Annotated in this window: 16 protein-coding genes; 13 read left to right on the top strand and 3 right to left on the bottom strand. The window is 61.3% G+C overall.

Going from position 1 to position 17,609, the window contains the following annotated elements:
• Positions 1-117 precede the first annotated feature (117 nt).
• Entirely contained in the window at positions 118-393 is a 276-nt protein-coding gene (locus D7S86_RS29205; RefSeq protein WP_147432375.1) for a hypothetical protein, read from the top strand.
• A gap of 109 nt (positions 394-502) precedes the next feature.
• Here D7S86_RS29205 and D7S86_RS17410 read toward each other — a convergent pair whose 3' ends face one another.
• Positions 503-1,171: a DUF3313 domain-containing protein gene (locus D7S86_RS17410; RefSeq protein ID WP_121088145.1), complete on the bottom strand. Its 669-nt coding sequence runs from the start codon at positions 1,169-1,171 to the stop codon at positions 503-505.
• Positions 1,172-1,453: 282 nt separating this feature from the next.
• Complete coding sequence (locus D7S86_RS17415; RefSeq protein WP_121088146.1) at positions 1,454-2,038, bottom strand: TetR/AcrR family transcriptional regulator; 585 nt, start codon at positions 2,036-2,038, stop codon at positions 1,454-1,456.
• Positions 2,039-2,396: 358 nt separating this feature from the next.
• Here D7S86_RS17415 and D7S86_RS17420 point away from each other — a divergent pair, with 358 nt between their 5' ends.
• From D7S86_RS17420 to D7S86_RS17475, 12 genes are all read left to right on the top strand, one after another.
• Positions 2,397-3,074: a DUF3313 domain-containing protein gene (locus D7S86_RS17420; RefSeq protein ID WP_121088147.1), complete on the top strand. Its 678-nt coding sequence runs from the start codon at positions 2,397-2,399 to the stop codon at positions 3,072-3,074.
• A gap of 395 nt (positions 3,075-3,469) precedes the next feature.
• Positions 3,470-5,077, top strand: a complete 1,608-nt coding sequence (locus D7S86_RS17425; RefSeq protein ID WP_121088148.1) for a GMC family oxidoreductase — start codon at positions 3,470-3,472, stop codon at positions 5,075-5,077.
• A 30-nt stretch (positions 5,078-5,107) separates the two neighbouring features.
• The gene (locus D7S86_RS17430) at positions 5,108-6,460 is read left to right on the top strand and encodes an FAD-dependent oxidoreductase (RefSeq protein WP_121088149.1); all 1,353 of its coding nucleotides are present in this window, start codon (positions 5,108-5,110) and stop codon (positions 6,458-6,460) included.
• A gap of 25 nt (positions 6,461-6,485) precedes the next feature.
• The gene (gene ilvD / locus D7S86_RS17435; RefSeq protein ID WP_121088150.1) at positions 6,486-8,180 is read left to right on the top strand and encodes a dihydroxy-acid dehydratase; all 1,695 of its coding nucleotides are present in this window, start codon (positions 6,486-6,488) and stop codon (positions 8,178-8,180) included.
• Between the two features lie 13 nt (positions 8,181-8,193).
• Positions 8,194-9,150 (top strand): SMP-30/gluconolactonase/LRE family protein, encoded by a 957-nt coding sequence (locus D7S86_RS17440; protein ID WP_121088151.1) that lies wholly within the window; start codon positions 8,194-8,196, stop codon positions 9,148-9,150.
• Positions 9,147-10,007, top strand: coding sequence for an SDR family NAD(P)-dependent oxidoreductase (locus tag D7S86_RS17445; protein WP_121088152.1), 861 nt, complete (start codon positions 9,147-9,149; stop codon positions 10,005-10,007). Before D7S86_RS17440 ends, D7S86_RS17445 begins: the two co-directional genes overlap by 4 nt.
• Before the next feature lie 107 nt (positions 10,008-10,114).
• Positions 10,115-11,302, top strand: a complete 1,188-nt coding sequence (locus D7S86_RS17450) for an ABC transporter substrate-binding protein (RefSeq protein ID WP_158602009.1) — start codon at positions 10,115-10,117, stop codon at positions 11,300-11,302.
• A 39-nt stretch (positions 11,303-11,341) separates the two neighbouring features.
• Positions 11,342-12,199 carry a branched-chain amino acid ABC transporter permease gene (locus D7S86_RS17455; protein ID WP_240648244.1) on the top strand — a complete coding sequence of 286 codons (858 nt, stop codon included), beginning with the start codon at positions 11,342-11,344 and terminating at the stop codon, positions 12,197-12,199.
• Between the two features lie 8 nt (positions 12,200-12,207).
• Complete coding sequence (locus D7S86_RS17460) at positions 12,208-13,209, top strand: branched-chain amino acid ABC transporter permease (RefSeq protein WP_205962837.1); 1,002 nt, start codon at positions 12,208-12,210, stop codon at positions 13,207-13,209.
• A complete protein-coding gene (locus tag D7S86_RS17465) occupies positions 13,199-13,954 on the top strand; it encodes an ABC transporter ATP-binding protein (protein ID WP_121088155.1) in 756 nt (251 codons plus the stop codon). The genes D7S86_RS17460 and D7S86_RS17465 overlap by 11 nt, the downstream gene beginning before the upstream one ends.
• Complete coding sequence (locus D7S86_RS17470) at positions 13,917-14,669, top strand: ABC transporter ATP-binding protein (protein WP_240648245.1); 753 nt, start codon at positions 13,917-13,919, stop codon at positions 14,667-14,669. Before D7S86_RS17465 ends, D7S86_RS17470 begins: the two co-directional genes overlap by 38 nt.
• Positions 14,670-14,723: 54 nt before the next feature.
• Positions 14,724-15,647 carry a LysR family transcriptional regulator gene (locus D7S86_RS17475; RefSeq protein ID WP_121088157.1) on the top strand — a complete coding sequence of 308 codons (924 nt, stop codon included), beginning with the start codon at positions 14,724-14,726 and terminating at the stop codon, positions 15,645-15,647.
• A 306-nt stretch (positions 15,648-15,953) separates the two neighbouring features.
• Here D7S86_RS17475 and D7S86_RS17480 read toward each other — a convergent pair whose 3' ends face one another.
• A complete protein-coding gene (locus D7S86_RS17480; RefSeq protein WP_121088158.1) occupies positions 15,954-16,340 on the bottom strand; it encodes a helix-turn-helix domain-containing protein in 387 nt (128 codons plus the stop codon).
• Between the last annotated feature and the right edge of the window lie 1,269 nt (positions 16,341-17,609).

The following is a 17,609-nucleotide window of genomic DNA, read 5'->3' on the forward strand; positions in this document are numbered from 1 at the left end:
AAGAATTGACGCCGTGGGTCGTGGCGGAACAGCTTCGCGCCGGCCACTGACGATCACGACGCCGTCGTCAAGACGGCGCTCGCGACTCGCTTACCTCGTAGGGAGGGAGGCGTGCCGATGGCAGTCGAACTCGAGATCGCCTGCTGGAAGCGAGGACCATCTGCGGAATGTCTTATGTGGTGCGACGCGCCATGTGAAAAGGTCGAAGATCGTTTGATCGATATCGCAGTAGAGATCGTCCTAGCAGGGGAGCGGCAACTGCGAAAAGGACGGCAATTCTTTTATGAGGAAGATTTGAGGAGGTTTGAAGCGAGAGAAAATAACCGCAAAACTCGAAGAAACAACACGACGTCTCATGAGTTCTCAGAGAACGGATTTGACGGATCTGCTTGATGTGCTGCATCTTTTGCAGTCCATTTTCGATGCTGGCCGGCGACCGCGGTTAGTGGAACTCGTTTGCAGACGCCGGCACTCGACAACGTACCCGTGTTGATGCGCGGCCCTACGAGCCGCCAAGTACGACGACAAGCGCGTCTGCGCCTTTGTCGATGCCTGTGCGAGCCGCGCTCAAAGCACCAAACGCAGCACCCATGTTCATGGCGTTGGGGTATTGTTGCGTCACATCCGCATAGAGCAATTCATTGGTCGCCGCGTCATGTATCTCGACCGCGTAGGTGACTGAGCCGCCGAATAGCGCCTTCTGACCTCGCATGGCCTGAACGGCATTGTAGAGATTGCCGCCAATATCAAAGTGAGTCGCCGCACCGAGTACCGGAGTCGTGGTCGTCGCGCCGGTCAGTGTCAACGTCATGCGCAAGGCACCGGGTTCGGCTTGGTGGGCCAACGTGAATCGTGAGGCCAGCTTGCTCGAAAACGTCGACTGCATGTAGGTCGCCAACGCTGCTTTGTCGGCATCGCTCATGTCGCCAAACTGTTGATCGGCGCCGCGATAAATGACGACGGGGTCGAGAATGAGCTTGCTATATGCGCTCCAGTTACGCGCGATCGTGTAACGAAACGGCACATGATCGGCATCCGATTGCATGTTTCTGTGCAGATAGTTCGACGACGAGAGTTCCGAGTAAGGCATGGGTTGCACCGATGCACAGCCGACGAACAGAGTGCAGAGCATCGCGACCACGCACGCTCGCAGATAAGTAGTTTGAGTCATGTGATCTCCGTGTTCAGAAAAGGTGTCCAGGGCGCGCGAGCGCTCCAGGCACGTTCGGACCGAAGAGTAGCATCGACGTTATTTGATGTAAACCGTCCAGATGGTTTGCAAATGAAGTCGGACGTTTTAAAGTCGTAGCGAGTCTGTCAAGGACAAGAACAGCGTGGCGCCGATCGCGCTTCAGCCTGGCTCAAGCGTTCGATGTGTGCCTTGAACCGGTATCTTCGGCTCGCGTCATGCTTCGCTTCGTGGCGAGTACCGTGACACTTCCGACGGCGTGTCTCAATCGATCGATGCGCCGCCGCTGCCGGTTTTGGACCAGTAGTCTTCGTCGAGCAAGCGTTCAAAGAGTCGATCGCGTTGCTTGCTGCTCATCGGACACAGGCCGAGCAGGGCGTTGTACGCGAGTCCGCGCGCAGCAGCCAGACGCAGCATGGCCATATCGGGATCAGCGGCTTCCTTTTTGATGATCTTGCTGTGGGTGTCGTCTGCGTTCTTGATGTCTTCGAGCAGATTGGCATCTTCCACGAGTGCTGCGAGCACCGCGCGAGCGACGGAATGTGGCTGATTGATCGACTCTCTCAGCACGGATATTTGCGCCGCCAGGGTCCGTTCGCGTTTTTTTGCACCTGCTTTGACCAAATAGTCCGTTGCGAACCGGCCATACATCTCGCGTTGATATTGAAGCAATGCGGTCAGTACCCCAGCCTTGCTGCGGAACTGGTGCAGTAAGCCGCCTTTGCTGATGCCGCTTTCACGCGCCAGCGCGTCAAACGTCAATCCTCCGGGACCGTCGCGCGTCAGGATGACCAAGGCAGCTTGGATGGCGATATTGCGCGAGCGTTCGGAGCGGGAGGCGTTGTCCATGATGAGCGGGCAAAGGCAGGGATGAAGATGCATCGATGCTGAATCGGCGATCGGCTAGCAGCCTGCGCCATATCGAGCTCTACCATTTTCGGGTAGCCGGCATTCTACCAAGCCGTCGACGCATTGCGATCGGACCACTCGTCGGCTGGTGATGTATGCATTTGATGTATCTACAGGCCGATGGCACCGTCATCACAAGTCAGCGAACCCGATTCGCTGCGGCATTCTACAATAAACCGTCCAGATGGTTTGTAAAATTTCTGGGTCGTGATACGCTCACCACCGTTGAGTCAGGGTGCCTTGTCTGTATGTCGAGACCACTCCGTGCTGCGTAAGTCATCCCGATCGAGGAATTCTCATGCATTCGATGCGAAGGCGCGTACGCCGTCTGATCATCATCGCGTCGTTCTCGCTATTTCCCGTGCTGTCGAACGTACGGCCACCAAACGTATATTCAGGAATCGGCGCGACGGTAAATTCGGTGTCGAGCACCCACGCCTATGCGGACGCAAGTCGAATTCCATTGCGCGAACTGACACCGATTGACTGGTTCAAGTACGATCGTCTCGTCATCGATCCCGTGGAGGTATATGGCGGCGCAGACAGTCAGTTTGTCGGTATCGACGAGCGCGGGCGAAGGCAACTCGCGACGTACATGCGGAGGCGATTTGCAACTACGCTTGCTCGTCGCTTCGAACTCACCTCCAAGTGCGACGATTCGTCTTGCTTGCAACTCAGGCTGATACTCGCAGGTGCCGAGAACAGCGCGCGCATTGCGAGTGCCTTGGCATGGATCGACGTTGCCGGGGGGGGATACAACGGGCTTCAGGCGTTGAACGGAGGGCAGGCTGCGTTCTCGGGATCAGTCAGTTATGCCGTGGAACTCTACGATGCTTCGACGAACCGCTTGCTTGTTGCGTACGTGGCCGAACAATATCCGAGCCCGTTCAATGTCCGCGCAGTATTCGACCATCTGGGTGCACCGAAAGCGGGTATCGACAAGGCGGCCGAGGCGCTGTTGGCGAGTTTTCGGTGACACATGTACCGAGAAAGAACGATATCGATCGTTCGGTGGAGCAGACGACATGTCTGCGCTGGCTTCCGAAGCGTTCCCCCGGCGGGTTTTGCCGCAGCACCATCCTGTGATCGACGCAGGACGGTCTGATGATCCGCATGGCCGTGGGAATGGCCCAATTCACGGTCAACTCCGACATCGATTCGTGAAAATAGTGAATCAATTCCCCAAAATCTTGCACTGGCCTTACGCAATCCGTCGTGGGAATCTTCGCATCGCGCTGATGCCACAAGGCACCTAGCGAATGCGCACGACGGACGACGCGGAATGCATCGGAGCAGCACGCTCTGGTTAACCCTGCATCGATCTCTGTGTCGCGCTGATCGCTCCGTTGTGGAGCGCATGAGTTCGAGGCCATGGACGAGTTCGATTACATCATCGTTGGCGGGGGGACGGCCGGTTGCGTACTCGCGAATCGGCTGAGCGCCGATCCGAGCGTCACTGTGTTGTTGCTTGAGGCGGGCGGCAACGGTCGCGGGCCGTGGGTGTCCATGCCGCTCGGCATGCGATTTCTGCTCGGCAGACCCGAATACGACTGGATGTATTCGAGCGAGCCCGAGCCCCATCTCAATGCGCGCAGTATCGCGCTGCCGCGCGGCCGCATGCTAGGCGGATGTTCCGCGATCAACGGCATGGTCTATGTCCGCGGTCACGCGTACGACTACGATCACTGGGAACAACAGGGCAACGCAGGTTGGGGCTGGCGCGACGTGTTGCCGTGGTTCAAGAAGTCGGAGCGGCATTTCAGCGGCGGCAACGATGCGCACGGCGGCCGAGGCGAGTGGCCCGTGAGCCGCACGCGCGTCACCTGGCCCGCGCTCGATTCGTTTATCGAGGCCGCGCAACAATTCGGGCTTCCGCATAACACCGCCTACAACGACGGCGAGAACGAGGGCGCGGCCTATTTCGAGGCCAGCATCGAGCGCGGCCGGCGCGCGTCGACCGAATACGCGTTTCTGCGTCCCGTCGAGGATCGCCCGAACCTCAAGATTGTCACGCATGCGCTCGTCGAATCGCTGACGTTCAAGGCGAATCGCGCAACCGGCTTGCGCTATCGCGTCGGTCAGACCACGTGCATCGCGACGGCGCGCAGCGAGGTCGTGGTGTCGGCCGGCGCGTTCGGCACGCCGGCATTGCTGGAGCGCTCCGGGATCGGCCAGGCGGCGCGACTTGCGCAACTGGGCATTGCGGTCGTCCGCGATCTGCCTGGCGTCGGCGAGAACCTTCAGGATCACTGGCAGATCCGCGTCCAGTACAAGCTGCACGGTACGCGCACGCTCAATAATCGCGGCAGCAGCTTGCTGGGGCAGGCCGGACTCGGACTTCAATACATGCTCACGCATCGCGGTCCGCTCGCGGGGCAGCCGACGCTGCTTGCGACATTCGCACGCTCGCGGAAAGACCTGCCCGCGCCCGATCTCCAGATCCATGTCGCAGCCGCAAGTTACGACCGCGTCGGCGGACCGCTCGAAAAGTACGCGGGGATCACCGCATCGACGGGCAATCTGCGTCCGACGAGCCGGGGCTGGGTCCATATCCGGTCGAACGCGGCAATCGAAGCGCCGACGATCCTCAACAACTTCCTCGACACCGAGGAAGACCGCGACGTCGCGGTGCACGCCGTGCGGCTCGTGCGCAACATCATGCGCCAGCCCGCGATGGCCCGATATCGCGCGCGGGAGATGTCGCCGACGCTCGCGATCGAGACCGACGAAGCGATTCTTCAACACGCGCGCGAAGTGCTCGGCACCGTGTTCCATCCGGTCGGTACGTGCCGCATGGGCCATGACGCGCATGCCGTCGTCACGCCCGAGCTCCGCGTTCATGGCGTCGAAGGGCTGCGCATTGCGGACGCTTCGATCATGCCAACGATCACGTCCGGCAACACGGCCGCGCCCGTCGTGATGATCGCCGAGCGCGCCGCGGATCTGATGCTGCAAGCACGCCGGCACGGCCGGCACTGACGCGACATTTTCGGAGACACAGTCTTGACCATGCATGAACAGCGAATCATCGAACCGCAGCGCAGCCTCGAGATATATGGCGATTTCGACGTCGTCGTCGCGGGCGGCGGACCGGCGGGTATCGCCGCGGCGCTCGCGGCCGGTCGTACCGGCCGCAGGACGTTGCTGATCGAACGATACGGTTTCCTTGGCGGCGCCGGAACGGCGGCGGGGCTGTCGACGTTCTGCGGTCTGCATTCGAACGTGTATGGCACGCATACGCGGACCACACGCGGCCTCGTCGACGACATTCTCGATCGCCTCGACGCGATGGATGCCTTGAGCAAACCGCATCTCTCGCTCGGACAACGGATCCAGGCCCAGGCGTACGACATCTCCGCGTACAAGATCGCAGCCGAGGATCTGCTCGCGGACGCGGGCGTTGAGATCCTCTATCACGCCTTCGCCGCAGGGCTCGTCAAGGAAGGGGACCATCGAATTCGCGCGCTGTTTGTCGAGACGAAGGAAGGCCGCTTCGCGATCACCGCCCGGATCTTCGTCGACGCGACGGGCGATGCTGATCTTGCTCACTGGAGCGGCGTTCCGATCGAGATTGGTGACGAGCACGGTTACACACTCTATCCGTCGACGATGTTCCGAATCAACGGCGTCGATCCGGTCAAGGCGGGCGCCGCATGGGAGCTGATTCCGAAGCTCATGGCCGAAGAGGAAGCGCGCTCGGGCGTGCCGTTCCCGCGCAAGCATCCGATCGTGCGGCCCCAGCGCAATCCGATCGAATGGCGCAGCAATCTGACGCAGGTCAAGAACGACGATGGGTCGCCCGTCAGCGGCATCGATGCGCGTCAATTCTCGAAGGGCGAAATCCAGGGCCGTCGTCAGAGCTGGGACGCGTTCGATTTCATTCGTCGCTCGGTGCCGGGTTTCGAGGACGCCTACATCGTCGAAATCGCCCCGCAACTCGGCATTCGTGAAACGCGACGCATCGTCGGCGACTACCAGCTCAGCCAGGACGATATCCTCGGCTGCCGCGATTTCGACGACAGCATTGGCGTGAACGGCTGGCCCGTCGAAGCGCATGTGTCGGGCGACGTGAAAATCGTGTTCGCGCCCAACGGATCTCGCGGATACAACCAGATCCCTTACCGGACGATTGTGCCCAAGCAGATCGAAAACCTGTTCGTCGTCGGCCGCTGCGCGTCGATGACGCACGACGGGCAATCGTCGGCGCGCGTGAGCGGCCCCTGTTTCTCGATGGGCGAAGCCGCGGGTATCGCCGCTGATCTCGCGCTCGCCGACGGCACCACACCACGCGGCGTCGATATCTGGCGCCTTCAGGATCGCCTGCGCGCGAACGGCGTGTTCCTCGGCGACGCCCGCAAATAACACTCGGAAATACTCGGAGACCTCAATGACGAAGTATCGAAGCAATGTGACACCGGGCACGGCGATCTGGGCCGGCCGCCGCGCGCACTTCATGGCGATGGGCCTCAGCGAGGAGGACATGCTCAAGCCCAAGATCGCGATCATCAATACGTCGTCCGAGCTGGCCATGTGCTTCAATCATCTCGACGACGTGGCCGCCGAAGTCAAGAAGGCGATTCGCGAGGCGGGCGGCATTCCGTTCGAGATCCGTACGGCCGCGTCGAGCGACTTCATCACGAACGCAGGGAAATTCGGCGCATACGTGCTCGCCACGCGGGATCTCATCGCAAGCGATATCGAGGTGCAGGTCGAAGGCGCCTTGCTCGACGGCATGGTCTGCCTCGCCTCGTGCGACAAATCCGCGCCAGGCCAACTGATGGCCGCGGGTCGCATCAACGTGCCCACGATCGTTGTCATCTGCGGTTATCAGGCATCGGGCGAATACAAGGGCAAGCACACGGACATCGAGGACGTGTTTCTGCATTCGTCCCACGTCGCGACGGGTAAGACGACGGTCGAAGAACTCGGCGAGATGGCGAAGGTGGCGATCCGAAGCCCGGGCGTTTGCGCGGGGATGGGGACAGCCAATTCGATGCACGTGCTGAGCGAAGCGCTCGGCATGACGATTCCCGGCAGCGCGCCCGTGCGTGCCGTGAGCCCGCGCATGCTCGACAACGCGCGCGCGGCTGGACGCCGGATCGTCGAGATGATCGATGAAGACCTGCGGCCGCGCGACATCATCACCGACGCGTCGGTGCGCAATGCAGCGCGTGCGGTCATTGCGGTCAGCGGCTCGATCAACTGCGTCAAGCATTTGCAGGCCATCGCGATTGAAGCGGGCCTTGATATCAACGTCATGGATGTGTTTGCCGAGTATGGCCGCAAGGTGCCGCTGCTGTGTGCCGTGCGTCCGAGCGGCGACACGCTGACCGAAGCCTTCGACGATGCCGGTGGCGCGCGCGGGCTGCTCGATCAGTTGCGTCCGATCCTCGAAACCGACGTCATGACGGTCTCGGGCAAGACGCTCGCGCAGATTCTCGACGAGGCGCCGCCGACCGACACGACCGTCATCCAGCCGCTCGACAATCCGGTCTCGACGCGCCCAACGCTCAATATCGTCAAGGGCAGCCTGATCCCGGGCGGCGGCATCATCCGGATCGGCGGTACGGGCGAGCGCACGATGCGTTTCCGCGGCAAGGCGATCATCTATCACGCACGCGACGAGGCGATCAAAGGCATCGCGAACGGCGAAGTCAAACCCGGCCATGTCGTCGTGTTGCGAGGGCTCGGCGTGCAGGGCGGCCCGGGCCTCGCGATGACGTCGGCCGTCGTGTTCGCGATCGACGGCGCGGACCTCATCAACAAGGTCGCCGTGATCACCGAAGGGCAGTTGTCGGGGCTCGTCAACAAGGGGCTCGTGGTCGGCGAAGCGACCCCGGAAGCGGCGGCGGGCGGTCCGCTCGCACTGCTCGACGAAGGCGACGAGATCGAGATCGATGTCGAGCAGGCGCGCGTCGATTTGCTCGTCCCCGAAGAGGTGCTGGCCGAACGCCGCAAGCAGCATCGCGAATTCGGCGCCCGTATCGAGACAGGCTGGCTCAACGTGTATCAGCGCAACGTGTCTCCGGTCCATCAGGGGGCGGTGCTGTCGCCGGGCGGCCGTCCGCTCGCGGGTCAATGAGGCGCGCGGCGTGATGGCACTCGAACCCATTACCCTGACGTCGCAGCGGCTCGCGGAACGGCCGCTCTGGTGTGACCGCTCGCGACGTCTCTGGTGGCTCGACGTGCAGGGTCCCGGCATCCATAGCTACGACCCGGCCCAGGAGCAATTCGAGTCCTATCGGCTCGAGGGCAAGACGGTGGGCGGCCTCGCGCTCAGTGCGGGCTGCGACGGCACGACACCCGAATTCGTGCTCGCGCAGGACGATGCGCTCTATCTTTGGCAACCGGGCCGGCCGCGCCGCCTGCTCGTGCGCGTGCTCGACGACGATGCGCGCCGGCTCAACGAACTCGTCTGCGATCGCGCGGGACGCCTGTGGTTCGGCAGCATGTCGAGCGGTACGGCGTTCACCCCGGTCGGCGCGCTCCATTCGTTCGACGGCGTATCGCTCGTGACGCACCTCGAAGGGATTCGCGTACCGAATGCCCTCGCATCGAGTCCCGACGGTACACGTCTGTATTTCGCCGATACACCCGAGCAGATCATCTGGTCGTTCGATCTCGCGCGGGATCGCATGACGCTCGATAACCGGCGCATCTTCGTCGATCTGCGCGGCGCGCCGGGACGTCCCGACGGATGCACGGTCGATTGGGAAGGCTACGTCTGGAGCGCGGAGTTCAACGGCGCGCGCATCGTGCGGTACTCGCCCGAAGGTCAGGTCGACCGGATCGTTGCGCTGCCCTGTCCCAACGTCACATGTCCAGGTTTCGGAGGCGAAGGTTTGAGTGATCTCTACATTACGACGGCATCGATCGGCATCGACGAACCGCTGCGCGCGCAGTGGCCGCTTGCGGGCCGCCTGTTCCGGATCGACACGGCGACGCGCGGATTGTCCGAACCGCGCTTTATGGCACCAGGGGCGTTGACCACATCGGTTGCGTCAACGACATCGACCGCGTCGATTGCATCGATCGCATCGGAGACGCCATGACACGCATCAACGACCTGTTTTCGGTCGAGGGCAAGCGGATTGTCGTCACGGGCGGCGCGAGCGGCATCGGCTATGCGATCGCGGAAGCGATGACGATGAACGGCGCGCTCGTCGGCATCGTCGATATGTCCGCCGAGCGGATGGAGGCAGCCGCGCAACGCCTCGCTCAAATCGGACGGCGTCCTGAGCTCGCGTGCGCGAATCTGGCGAATCCGGACGAGGCGCGTGCGTCGCTCGAAGGCTTGCATCGCGTGCTCGGCGGTCTCGATGTGTTGTTCGCAAATGCGGGCATCAGCGGCGGACCGGGGTTTCTCGGCGCAGACGGCGCACGCGTCGAAGCGAACCGATTCGAAGCGATCGATCCGGGCGTGCTCGAACGCACCTTGAGCGTCAACGTGGGTTCGGTTTTTCATAGCGCGCAGGCGGTCGTGCCGCTCATGAAGGCAGCGGGTCAGGGCCGCATCGTCGTGACGAGTTCGATCTCGGCGAGCAAGACCGAGCTTATGGTCGGCTCCGCCTATGTCGCGTCGAAGGGTGCCGTCGGCATGCTCGTGCGACAGCTGGCGCATGAACTTGCGGGGTACGGGATTCTCGTCAATGCGATCTGCCCCGGCCCGACCGCCACGCAGATCGCCGGCGGCCGTCTGCAGGACGCCGCGATGCAAGACGTGCTCGGCCGCTTCGCGCCGCTTGGACGCATCGCCTCGCCGCAGGACATCCAGGGCGTGGCGCTGCTGCTGGCCTCGCGCGCAGGCGACTACATCACCGGCACCGAAATCACGGTCGACGGCGGTACGCATCTGGGACCCGTGGCCGTGCCCGACGGCCGCGATCGTGTATCGCGCGGCGAAGGCTGATCGACGAAGGGCAATACGAGCCGGGCATGCGGGAGCCGGCGATACGACGCCGGTCCTCGAAGTCGGATATCGGACGTCAGAAAACATATTCAATTGGAGGAGACAAGGTGAAAGCCAAGCTTTTGGGAGTGGCGCGAGGCGCGGCCGTATCGGCCCTGATGCTCGTGAGCGCGGCCGCGATGGCCAAGGACATCCGGATCGGGGTCATCGGTCCGTTCTCGGGCCCGCAAAGCCTATACGGTACGGGCTGGCAACAGGCCATCACGATCTACATGGATCAGCACGGCAACGCGATCGCGGGCAATCATATCGAGTTCATCTATCGCGATCTGCCTGCTCCCGATCCGAAGGAGGCACGCGCGCTCGCGGTTCAGTTGATCGTTCACGACAAGGTCGACTATCTGATGGGCTTCGATACGTCGGCCGATGCGTTGTCGGTCGCGAGTGCGATCGAGCAGGCCAAGATTCCGACGATCGCGCTCAATGCGGGTTCGGCGAACGTGATTTCGAGTTCGAAATACATGTTGCGCGCGGGCTTTACGATGGCGCAGAACGTCTCGGCAATCGGTGACTTTGCCGCGAACCAGCACGCGAAGACCGCGGTCACGATGGTCACGGACTTCATCTCGGGCCGCGAGGCAGAGGAATCGTTCTTGTCGAGCTTTGAGAAGCGCGGTGGCAAGGTCCTCGAAAAAATCCGGATGCCGTTGTCGACGACCGACTTTGGGCCCTTCCTGCAACGCGCGCGGCTCGCCAAGCCCGATGTGATCTACGCGATTCTTCCGGGCGGCCCTGCCACGTACTCGTACATGAAAGCGTATATCGACTCGGGCATGCCGAAGAGCGGCATCCGGTATCTCGGCACGGGTGAAACGCAGGAATTCGATCTTCAGGCGATGGGCGACGGCGTGATCGGGCTCGAGACCGGATTCATCTATTCGGCCGCGCACGACAGCGATCTCAATCGGCAGTACGCGGCCGCGCTCAAGGCGAAATACCCGAACGCGGTGCTGAGTCTTCCGCACGCCGAGGCGTATGACGCGATGGCCATGATCGCGAAGATGATCGAAGCGACCAAGGGCGAACACGACGGCGACGCAGCGATCGCGGCCGTCAAGGGCATGTCGTGGGAAGGGATTCGCGGCCCCCTGAAAATCGATCCGACCACGAAGGGCTTTATCCAGAATGTCTATATGCGCCGCGTCGAACGTGACAAGACGAGTGGCTTGCTGGTCAATCGCGAATACAAGACCTATACGGCGGTGCCCGAGGGTGGTCTCGACGCGCCGAAATGAGGTTCGCTCTCGCTTGAAGGAGGACAGGAAGCTATGAACATGGCGCTTGCCATCATGATCGACGGCGTCGCGTACGGCATGGTGCTCTTCGTGATCGCCGTCGGCATGTCGATCACGATGGGTCTGATCCGGGTCGTGAATCTCGCGCATTGCGGCTTCGCGATGATGGGCGGCTTCGCGTGCGCGGCATTTATCGGAGCGGGCGTGCGTTTCGAGCTCGCCGTCGTGCTGGCCGTTCTCGCGACGGCCGCGATTTCGGTGCCGCTCGAACGCGTGCTGTTGCGTCGCGTGTACGGCCGCAGCGAGCTCGACCAGGCGTTGCTGACGCTCGGGCTTGTCTATGTGCTCATCGCGGGATGCAATCTGCTGCACGGCGAGCGCGTGACCGAGCTGCCGTTGCCCGCTTACATGACGGGTCCGTGGACGCTGCTGGGCCTCGTGTTCCAACGGTATCGGCTCGTGCTCATCGTGGCTGGTGCCGCGCTCGCCGGTCTGATCTGGCTCATCCTCGAGCGCAGCGACTATGGCCTCAAAGTTCGCGCGGCCGTCGACAACACATCGACCGCGCAGACGCTCGGCATCAACACGTCGTTTCTCTATACAAGCGCGTTTGCGTTCGGCTCGGGGCTCGCCGCGTTCGGCGGGATTCTCGGTTCGGCGTTGATGCCGATGGAGCCCTCGTACGCGTTGAACTATCTCGTCATCGTGCTCGCCGTCGTCACGGTCGGCGGCCTCGGAAAAATCGGCGGAACGTTTGCCGCCGCGGTCCTGCTCGGGGTCGTCGACACGGCCGCGAAATACCTGTTGCCCGATGCCGCGGCCACGGCGTTCTATCTCGTCATGTTCGCGGTGCTCATCGTGCGGCCGCAGGGACTGTTCGGAAGGAGTCTGACGTGAGGTCACCCATGAATCTATCGATCGCGTCCGGCTCGGCTTCGACGCGCAAGGGCCCGATGCTGCTTCCCGAAGGCTTGATGGCCGCAGCGGCCGCGCTTGCGGCATGCCTGTTCTCGTCGAACTTTGCGTTGATGACGGAGATCGTCGTCATGGCGCTCTTCGTGCTCTCGCTGTCGCTCGTGCTCGGCCAGGGCGGCATGCCGACGCTCGGTCATGCGGTGTTCTTCGGCACGGGCGCGTATGCGGCGGGGTTGTTCGCGATGCGTCTGAATGCGGATCCGTTGCTCGGTCTGCTCGTGGGCGGCGTCGTGGCGGGACTGCTCGCCTTGCTCACGGGGCTCGTGCTGTTGCGCACGCGCGGACTGACGTTTCTGATGCTGACGATTGCCGTGGCCCAGATCGCTTATGAAATCGCGAATACCGCCACGAGTATCACGGGCGGCGACGATGGGCTGTCCGGCATCTCGGTCGGACCGATTTTCGGTGCAATCGCGTTCGATTTCAGCGGGCGCACGGCATTCATCTACGCCGTCACGGTGCTTGTCATCGTGTTCTTCGTCATGCGCAAGCTGACGCAGTCCCCATTCGGCGCGACGCTGCGCGGCATCCGCTCGGATCCGCGCCGCATGCAAGCGCTGGGCAGCAGTGTCTACAAGGAACAGTTGATCGCGTACTGCATCGGCGGACTCGTTGCGGGCCTGGCGGGTGCATTGAGCGCGCAGACGGCGCAAGTGGTCGGCATGTCGAGCCTGAGCTTCACGACGTCGGGCGATGCGATGGTCATGCTCGTCGTCGGCGGCAGCCGCAGACTGCCCGGTGCCATCGTCGGCACGGTGCTCTTCATGCTCGTGCACTACTATGCGGCCGCGATCAATCCGTATCACTGGCAGTTCCTGGTTGGCGCGTTGCTGATCGTCTGTGTGCTCTATTTGCCTGAAGGTGTCTGGGGGCTTGTCGAAGCAGGACGGACGCGTGTTTCGAATCGCGGAGGGCGGTCCCATGCAGCCTAAGCTCGAACTGCGCAACGTCAGCCTCGCATTCGGCGCATTGAAGGTCACGAACGATGTGTCGCTATCGCTGGCGGCGGGGGCGCGCACGGCGCTCATCGGCCCGAACGGCGCAGGCAAGACGACGTTGATCAATCTGATCTCGGGTGTTCTGCGTCCTTCGTCGGGTTCGATCCGGATCGACGGCAGGGATGTCGTGCGTTTCAATCAGGACCGGCGCGTCAAGGAGGGCATCGGACGGACGTTCCAGATCAACCGTTTGTTCCGGGACTTGTCGGTCGAGGAGAACCTGCGCATCGCCGTGATTCAGCAACAGGGCAGGGCGCACCAGTTGATCGGCCGACGCGCGGTCGATGACGGGATTCAGGAAGCCGTCATTCGGATCCTGGCGCAACTCGGCATCGCGGATCGCGCGGGCACGCGCGTGCGTCATCTGGCCTATGGAGAACAACGGCTGCTCGAAATCGCGATGGCGCTCGCGCTGCAACCCAAGGTGCTATTGCTCGATGAACCCGCAGCGGGCGTGCCGAAAGGCGAGAGTGAAATCATCATCGGGACGATCGAACGGCTGCCCAAAGACCTTGCCGTGCTGCTCATCGAGCACGATATGGATCTTGTGTTTCGCTTTGCGAGCGACATCCACGTCCTGGCCTCGGGTGCGCTCATCGCGAGCGGCCCGGCGAGCGAGATCGCGCGCAACGAGCGCGTGCGTGAAGTCTATTTCGGGCGAGGCAAGCATGGGCAATGACCTGATTCTGAAGGACGTGGTCGCGGGTTACGGCAGTACCGTCATCCTCGAGAACATCGCGCTTCGTATCAGTGAAGGCGAGCGCGTCGGCCTCATCGGGCGAAACGGTGCGGGCAAGACGACGTTGCTTTCGACGATCGTCGGTCTCACGCATCAGATTGCGGGGTCGATCTCGTTCGGCGGCCGATCGCTCGATGCGATGCCGACTTATCGGCGCGCGCGCATGGGGATCGGACTCGTGCCGCAGACGCGCGATATCTTTCCGACGCTGACCGTTGCCGAGAATTTGCGCTCGGCACTCTGCAACGGGCGCGACGACGTAAAATGGGCGCTCATCGCAAAGCTGTTTCCGCGGCTTGAAGAGCGTCGCAACAACTATGGCGATCAGTTGTCCGGTGGAGAGCAACAGATGCTCGCGATCGCGAGAACACTCGTGACGCGTCCCAAGCTCCTGCTGCTCGACGAGCCGCTCGAAGGCCTTGCGCCTCAGTTGCGCGATGAAGTCATGGACGCGATTCGCGCGCTCGTCGACGAAACCGGCATTGGATGCGTCGTCGTCGAGCAGGATGTCGATGTCGTGATGGATTTCGCGGACCGCATCGTGATTCTCGAGCGGGGCACCATTCAGTTCGATGGGACGACCGATGCGTTGCGCGCGCGGCCCGATGTGCTCGAACAGACCATCGGGCTTTCGAAAATCGCATTAGCCGGATGAGCGGCGCCTGAGCACCGCATCGGACGAGCTTTCGAAGAAGACGGGGCGTGTCTCTTGCGTTTAGATATTCTGGGCCTGCAAGCCTTTATTGCCGTCGCGGATCATGGCGGGTTCCAGGCCGCCGCCGATGCGATCCATCTGTCGCAGACCGCGTTGAGCCATCGCGTGAGCAAGCTCGAGGCGGAGCTCGGTGTGCCGCTATTCACGCGTACGACGAGAACCGTGGCACTGACACGCGAGGGATTTTCGCTCCTGCCACGTGCGCGGCGTCTGATTCACGAACTGCATACGTCGCTTCATGACATTCGGATGCAAGGCATGTTGCGTCAGCCGAAGATTGAAGTGGGTTGTGTACCGACGCTCGCGGTGGCAATGTTGACGCCGATTCTTGCCGAGTTTGCGCAGATGCATCCCGAGCATCGGGTTCGCGTTTTCGACGGCTATGCATCGCTGATCGCCGAACAGGTCAACAGCGGCGAACTCGAATTCGGCTTGACGATTCGCCGAGCCACGCATTCGCATCTGAGTTTCAAGCCGCTGCTCGAAGACCGGTTCGTTGTCGTCTGTCGCGATGACAATCCGCTCGCGGGCGAACGCGAGGTGTCCCTCGCGTCCTTGAATCACCATAGTCTGATCCGCAATGTCATTTCGGCGGAGGTGCTCGTCAGTAGCGGCGAGATCATCAATTGGCGATACGAGGCTGAGAATGTCTCGACGGCGATAGAAATGGCGCGGCTCGGCATGGGCGCGACGATCGTGCCGTCGATCGGACTGCCCGTCGGGCCCGGCAGCGGTTTGGCCGTGCTTGACCTCGTCGAGCCGAGCGTCATGCGAATTATCGGCATTCTGCGTCGCCCGGACGTGCCGTTGTCAGACGGCGCTCGGGCCCTGATGGAGTTAGTTCAATCGCGGGTTGGCGCCGAGCAGGCATCGCTCGATGTACTGCCGACCTCGTCGATTGGGCGCATCGAGCAATAGACACGGCGTGCATTGTCGGCGACGTCCGCTATCGCAAGAGCCGGCGGATGCACGCTTACACGTCATCTCGCAGCACTTGTTGTCCCATATCTCGTGGAATGGCGATCCAATCGGCGTTGAAATGATTCCGATGCGTCGAACTCGGCGAACTGTCCTCGGCGAGGATTGCATTTTCGGTGTTTGCGGTTGCTTTATCGAGGCGCGTTCGGCAACGTTGTTGCTCGTCGAGATGATCTCGATTGGACCGAGCGCCTGCGGAAAATTGGCAAAAGTCGAATGCTCACCGAGCATTGCAGGCGTTGAGTTTTAAGGAGAAAGATCTGCGTCGGATTTGGATTTCCTCGGTTCTTTCCCCAACCGGGCGGACAATCGCTCGACAATTCCGACGATCATCTGTCTGTCGGGGCCTGACAACCTAGACATCAGCAGCTGCAGGTGCTCGGCCTGATCGGTCGGTCGTCCTGATCCTTCGATTAGGAACGTTTCGACGCCGCATTGGAACAATTCGGCTAGTTCGTAGAGTTTGAAGATCCCCGGACTCACAAGCCCTCGTTCAATCCGGGAGAACGCCTCGTTGCCGATACCTAAATGTTCGGCCACTTGCTCCTGGGTGTAACCCGCAGCCTTGCGCTTCTTGGCAATCGTCTTGCCAATCTTCCGGCTAACAAGCTCTTCCTGCCTCGATGGAGCCACGCTCGACCTCTCCCATACGCGTCTGATTTGACGACGTAGATGGTCGGCTATCAACTGTTTTCTCGTAACACATTTAATAGTTGAAAGTCAACTATATGAATCCAGTAAATAGATGTATAAAGTTGTGTATCAACTATAAAGATTGATATAAAATCGACCGTATACACAGATATCGGCGACTGACATAGGCAAAGGTCGAGGCCACTCGCTCAACGCACGGTAGGCGATCGATCGTTCAAACGGACGGAGTTGAAGGTATGCGCACGCTTGGTAACGCGGTCTGGTTTCTCTTTCTTGGTGGCTTTTGGGCGTGGTTGCTCTGGCTCGTCGGCTCACTCCTGTGCGTTGGTCCGCGTCAGAATCGCGATCTCGGACGCGGGGATTCCGGAATCGATTTTTGATTGAACATCGCGCACAACTTCGTCGATCATCCGTGCGTGAGTTCTGCACGCGATATAACGTGGACGAGGACCGCGAGACGCGGCGATGGATCTTCGAAGCGGATGTGGACGAGGTCAAAATAGGCTACTGAATGGAGGATGGTTTTGATGGTGTTTGCTGCTGCAGTTGGAAGGCGTGATGGGGCTGTCATATTCGTCTCAAGGTTGTGGGTCTACTCTTTATTTACTGCTGGGATCGCTGTATAAAATTTGCAGATCCTTGGGTGACGGAGGCGGAGCGAAAAACCCCAGATACGACGTAAAAAAGTGCAGAAATTGAGGGGAGAGCTGGGTGTTGTCGACGGGAGGTGACGGTGGGGGAGGGGGTACTAATTAACAACGAGCGGGCTTGAGGACGCTGCTGCAGATCATTCTTGTGCGTGGGGAATTTGGTATCGCGCGATCGGGCCAAGCGCTTGAGTCGAATTCGGAAGAGACGAGCACGACGTGAGATCTCGATCGGTGCCGGATTTCGATCGTTGGTGAGTGTTTCCCATGTGGAACCTCCAACGATCAAGGCCGCACGCGAACTCGATCGTTGACTCCTGCGATTGATTACTGAACCGAGCAAAGTCCGAGCAATTTGCGATTCTTTCGATCTCGCTTTCTCACGGGTTGGTGCGCGCGAGGTCCCAATGCACGGTTGCGGTCCGTACGATAGGGCCGGAGTCGGCGGCTCGCAACGCTATCGTTTGGGAATAAAGGCGCTCCATTTTTTGAGCAAGTCGGGCGCGACCCTCTTGAGAATCTCCTGCGGTGAGACGGTGCGCTTCCGTCCTATGATGGAAATCTCGCCCCCGCTTATTTCCCACTCGGACGAGATCACATT

Origin of the sequence: Pararobbsia silviterrae (genome assembly GCF_003628125.1) — a bacterium.
Lineage (GTDB): Bacteria > Pseudomonadota > Gammaproteobacteria > Burkholderiales > Burkholderiaceae > Pararobbsia > Pararobbsia silviterrae.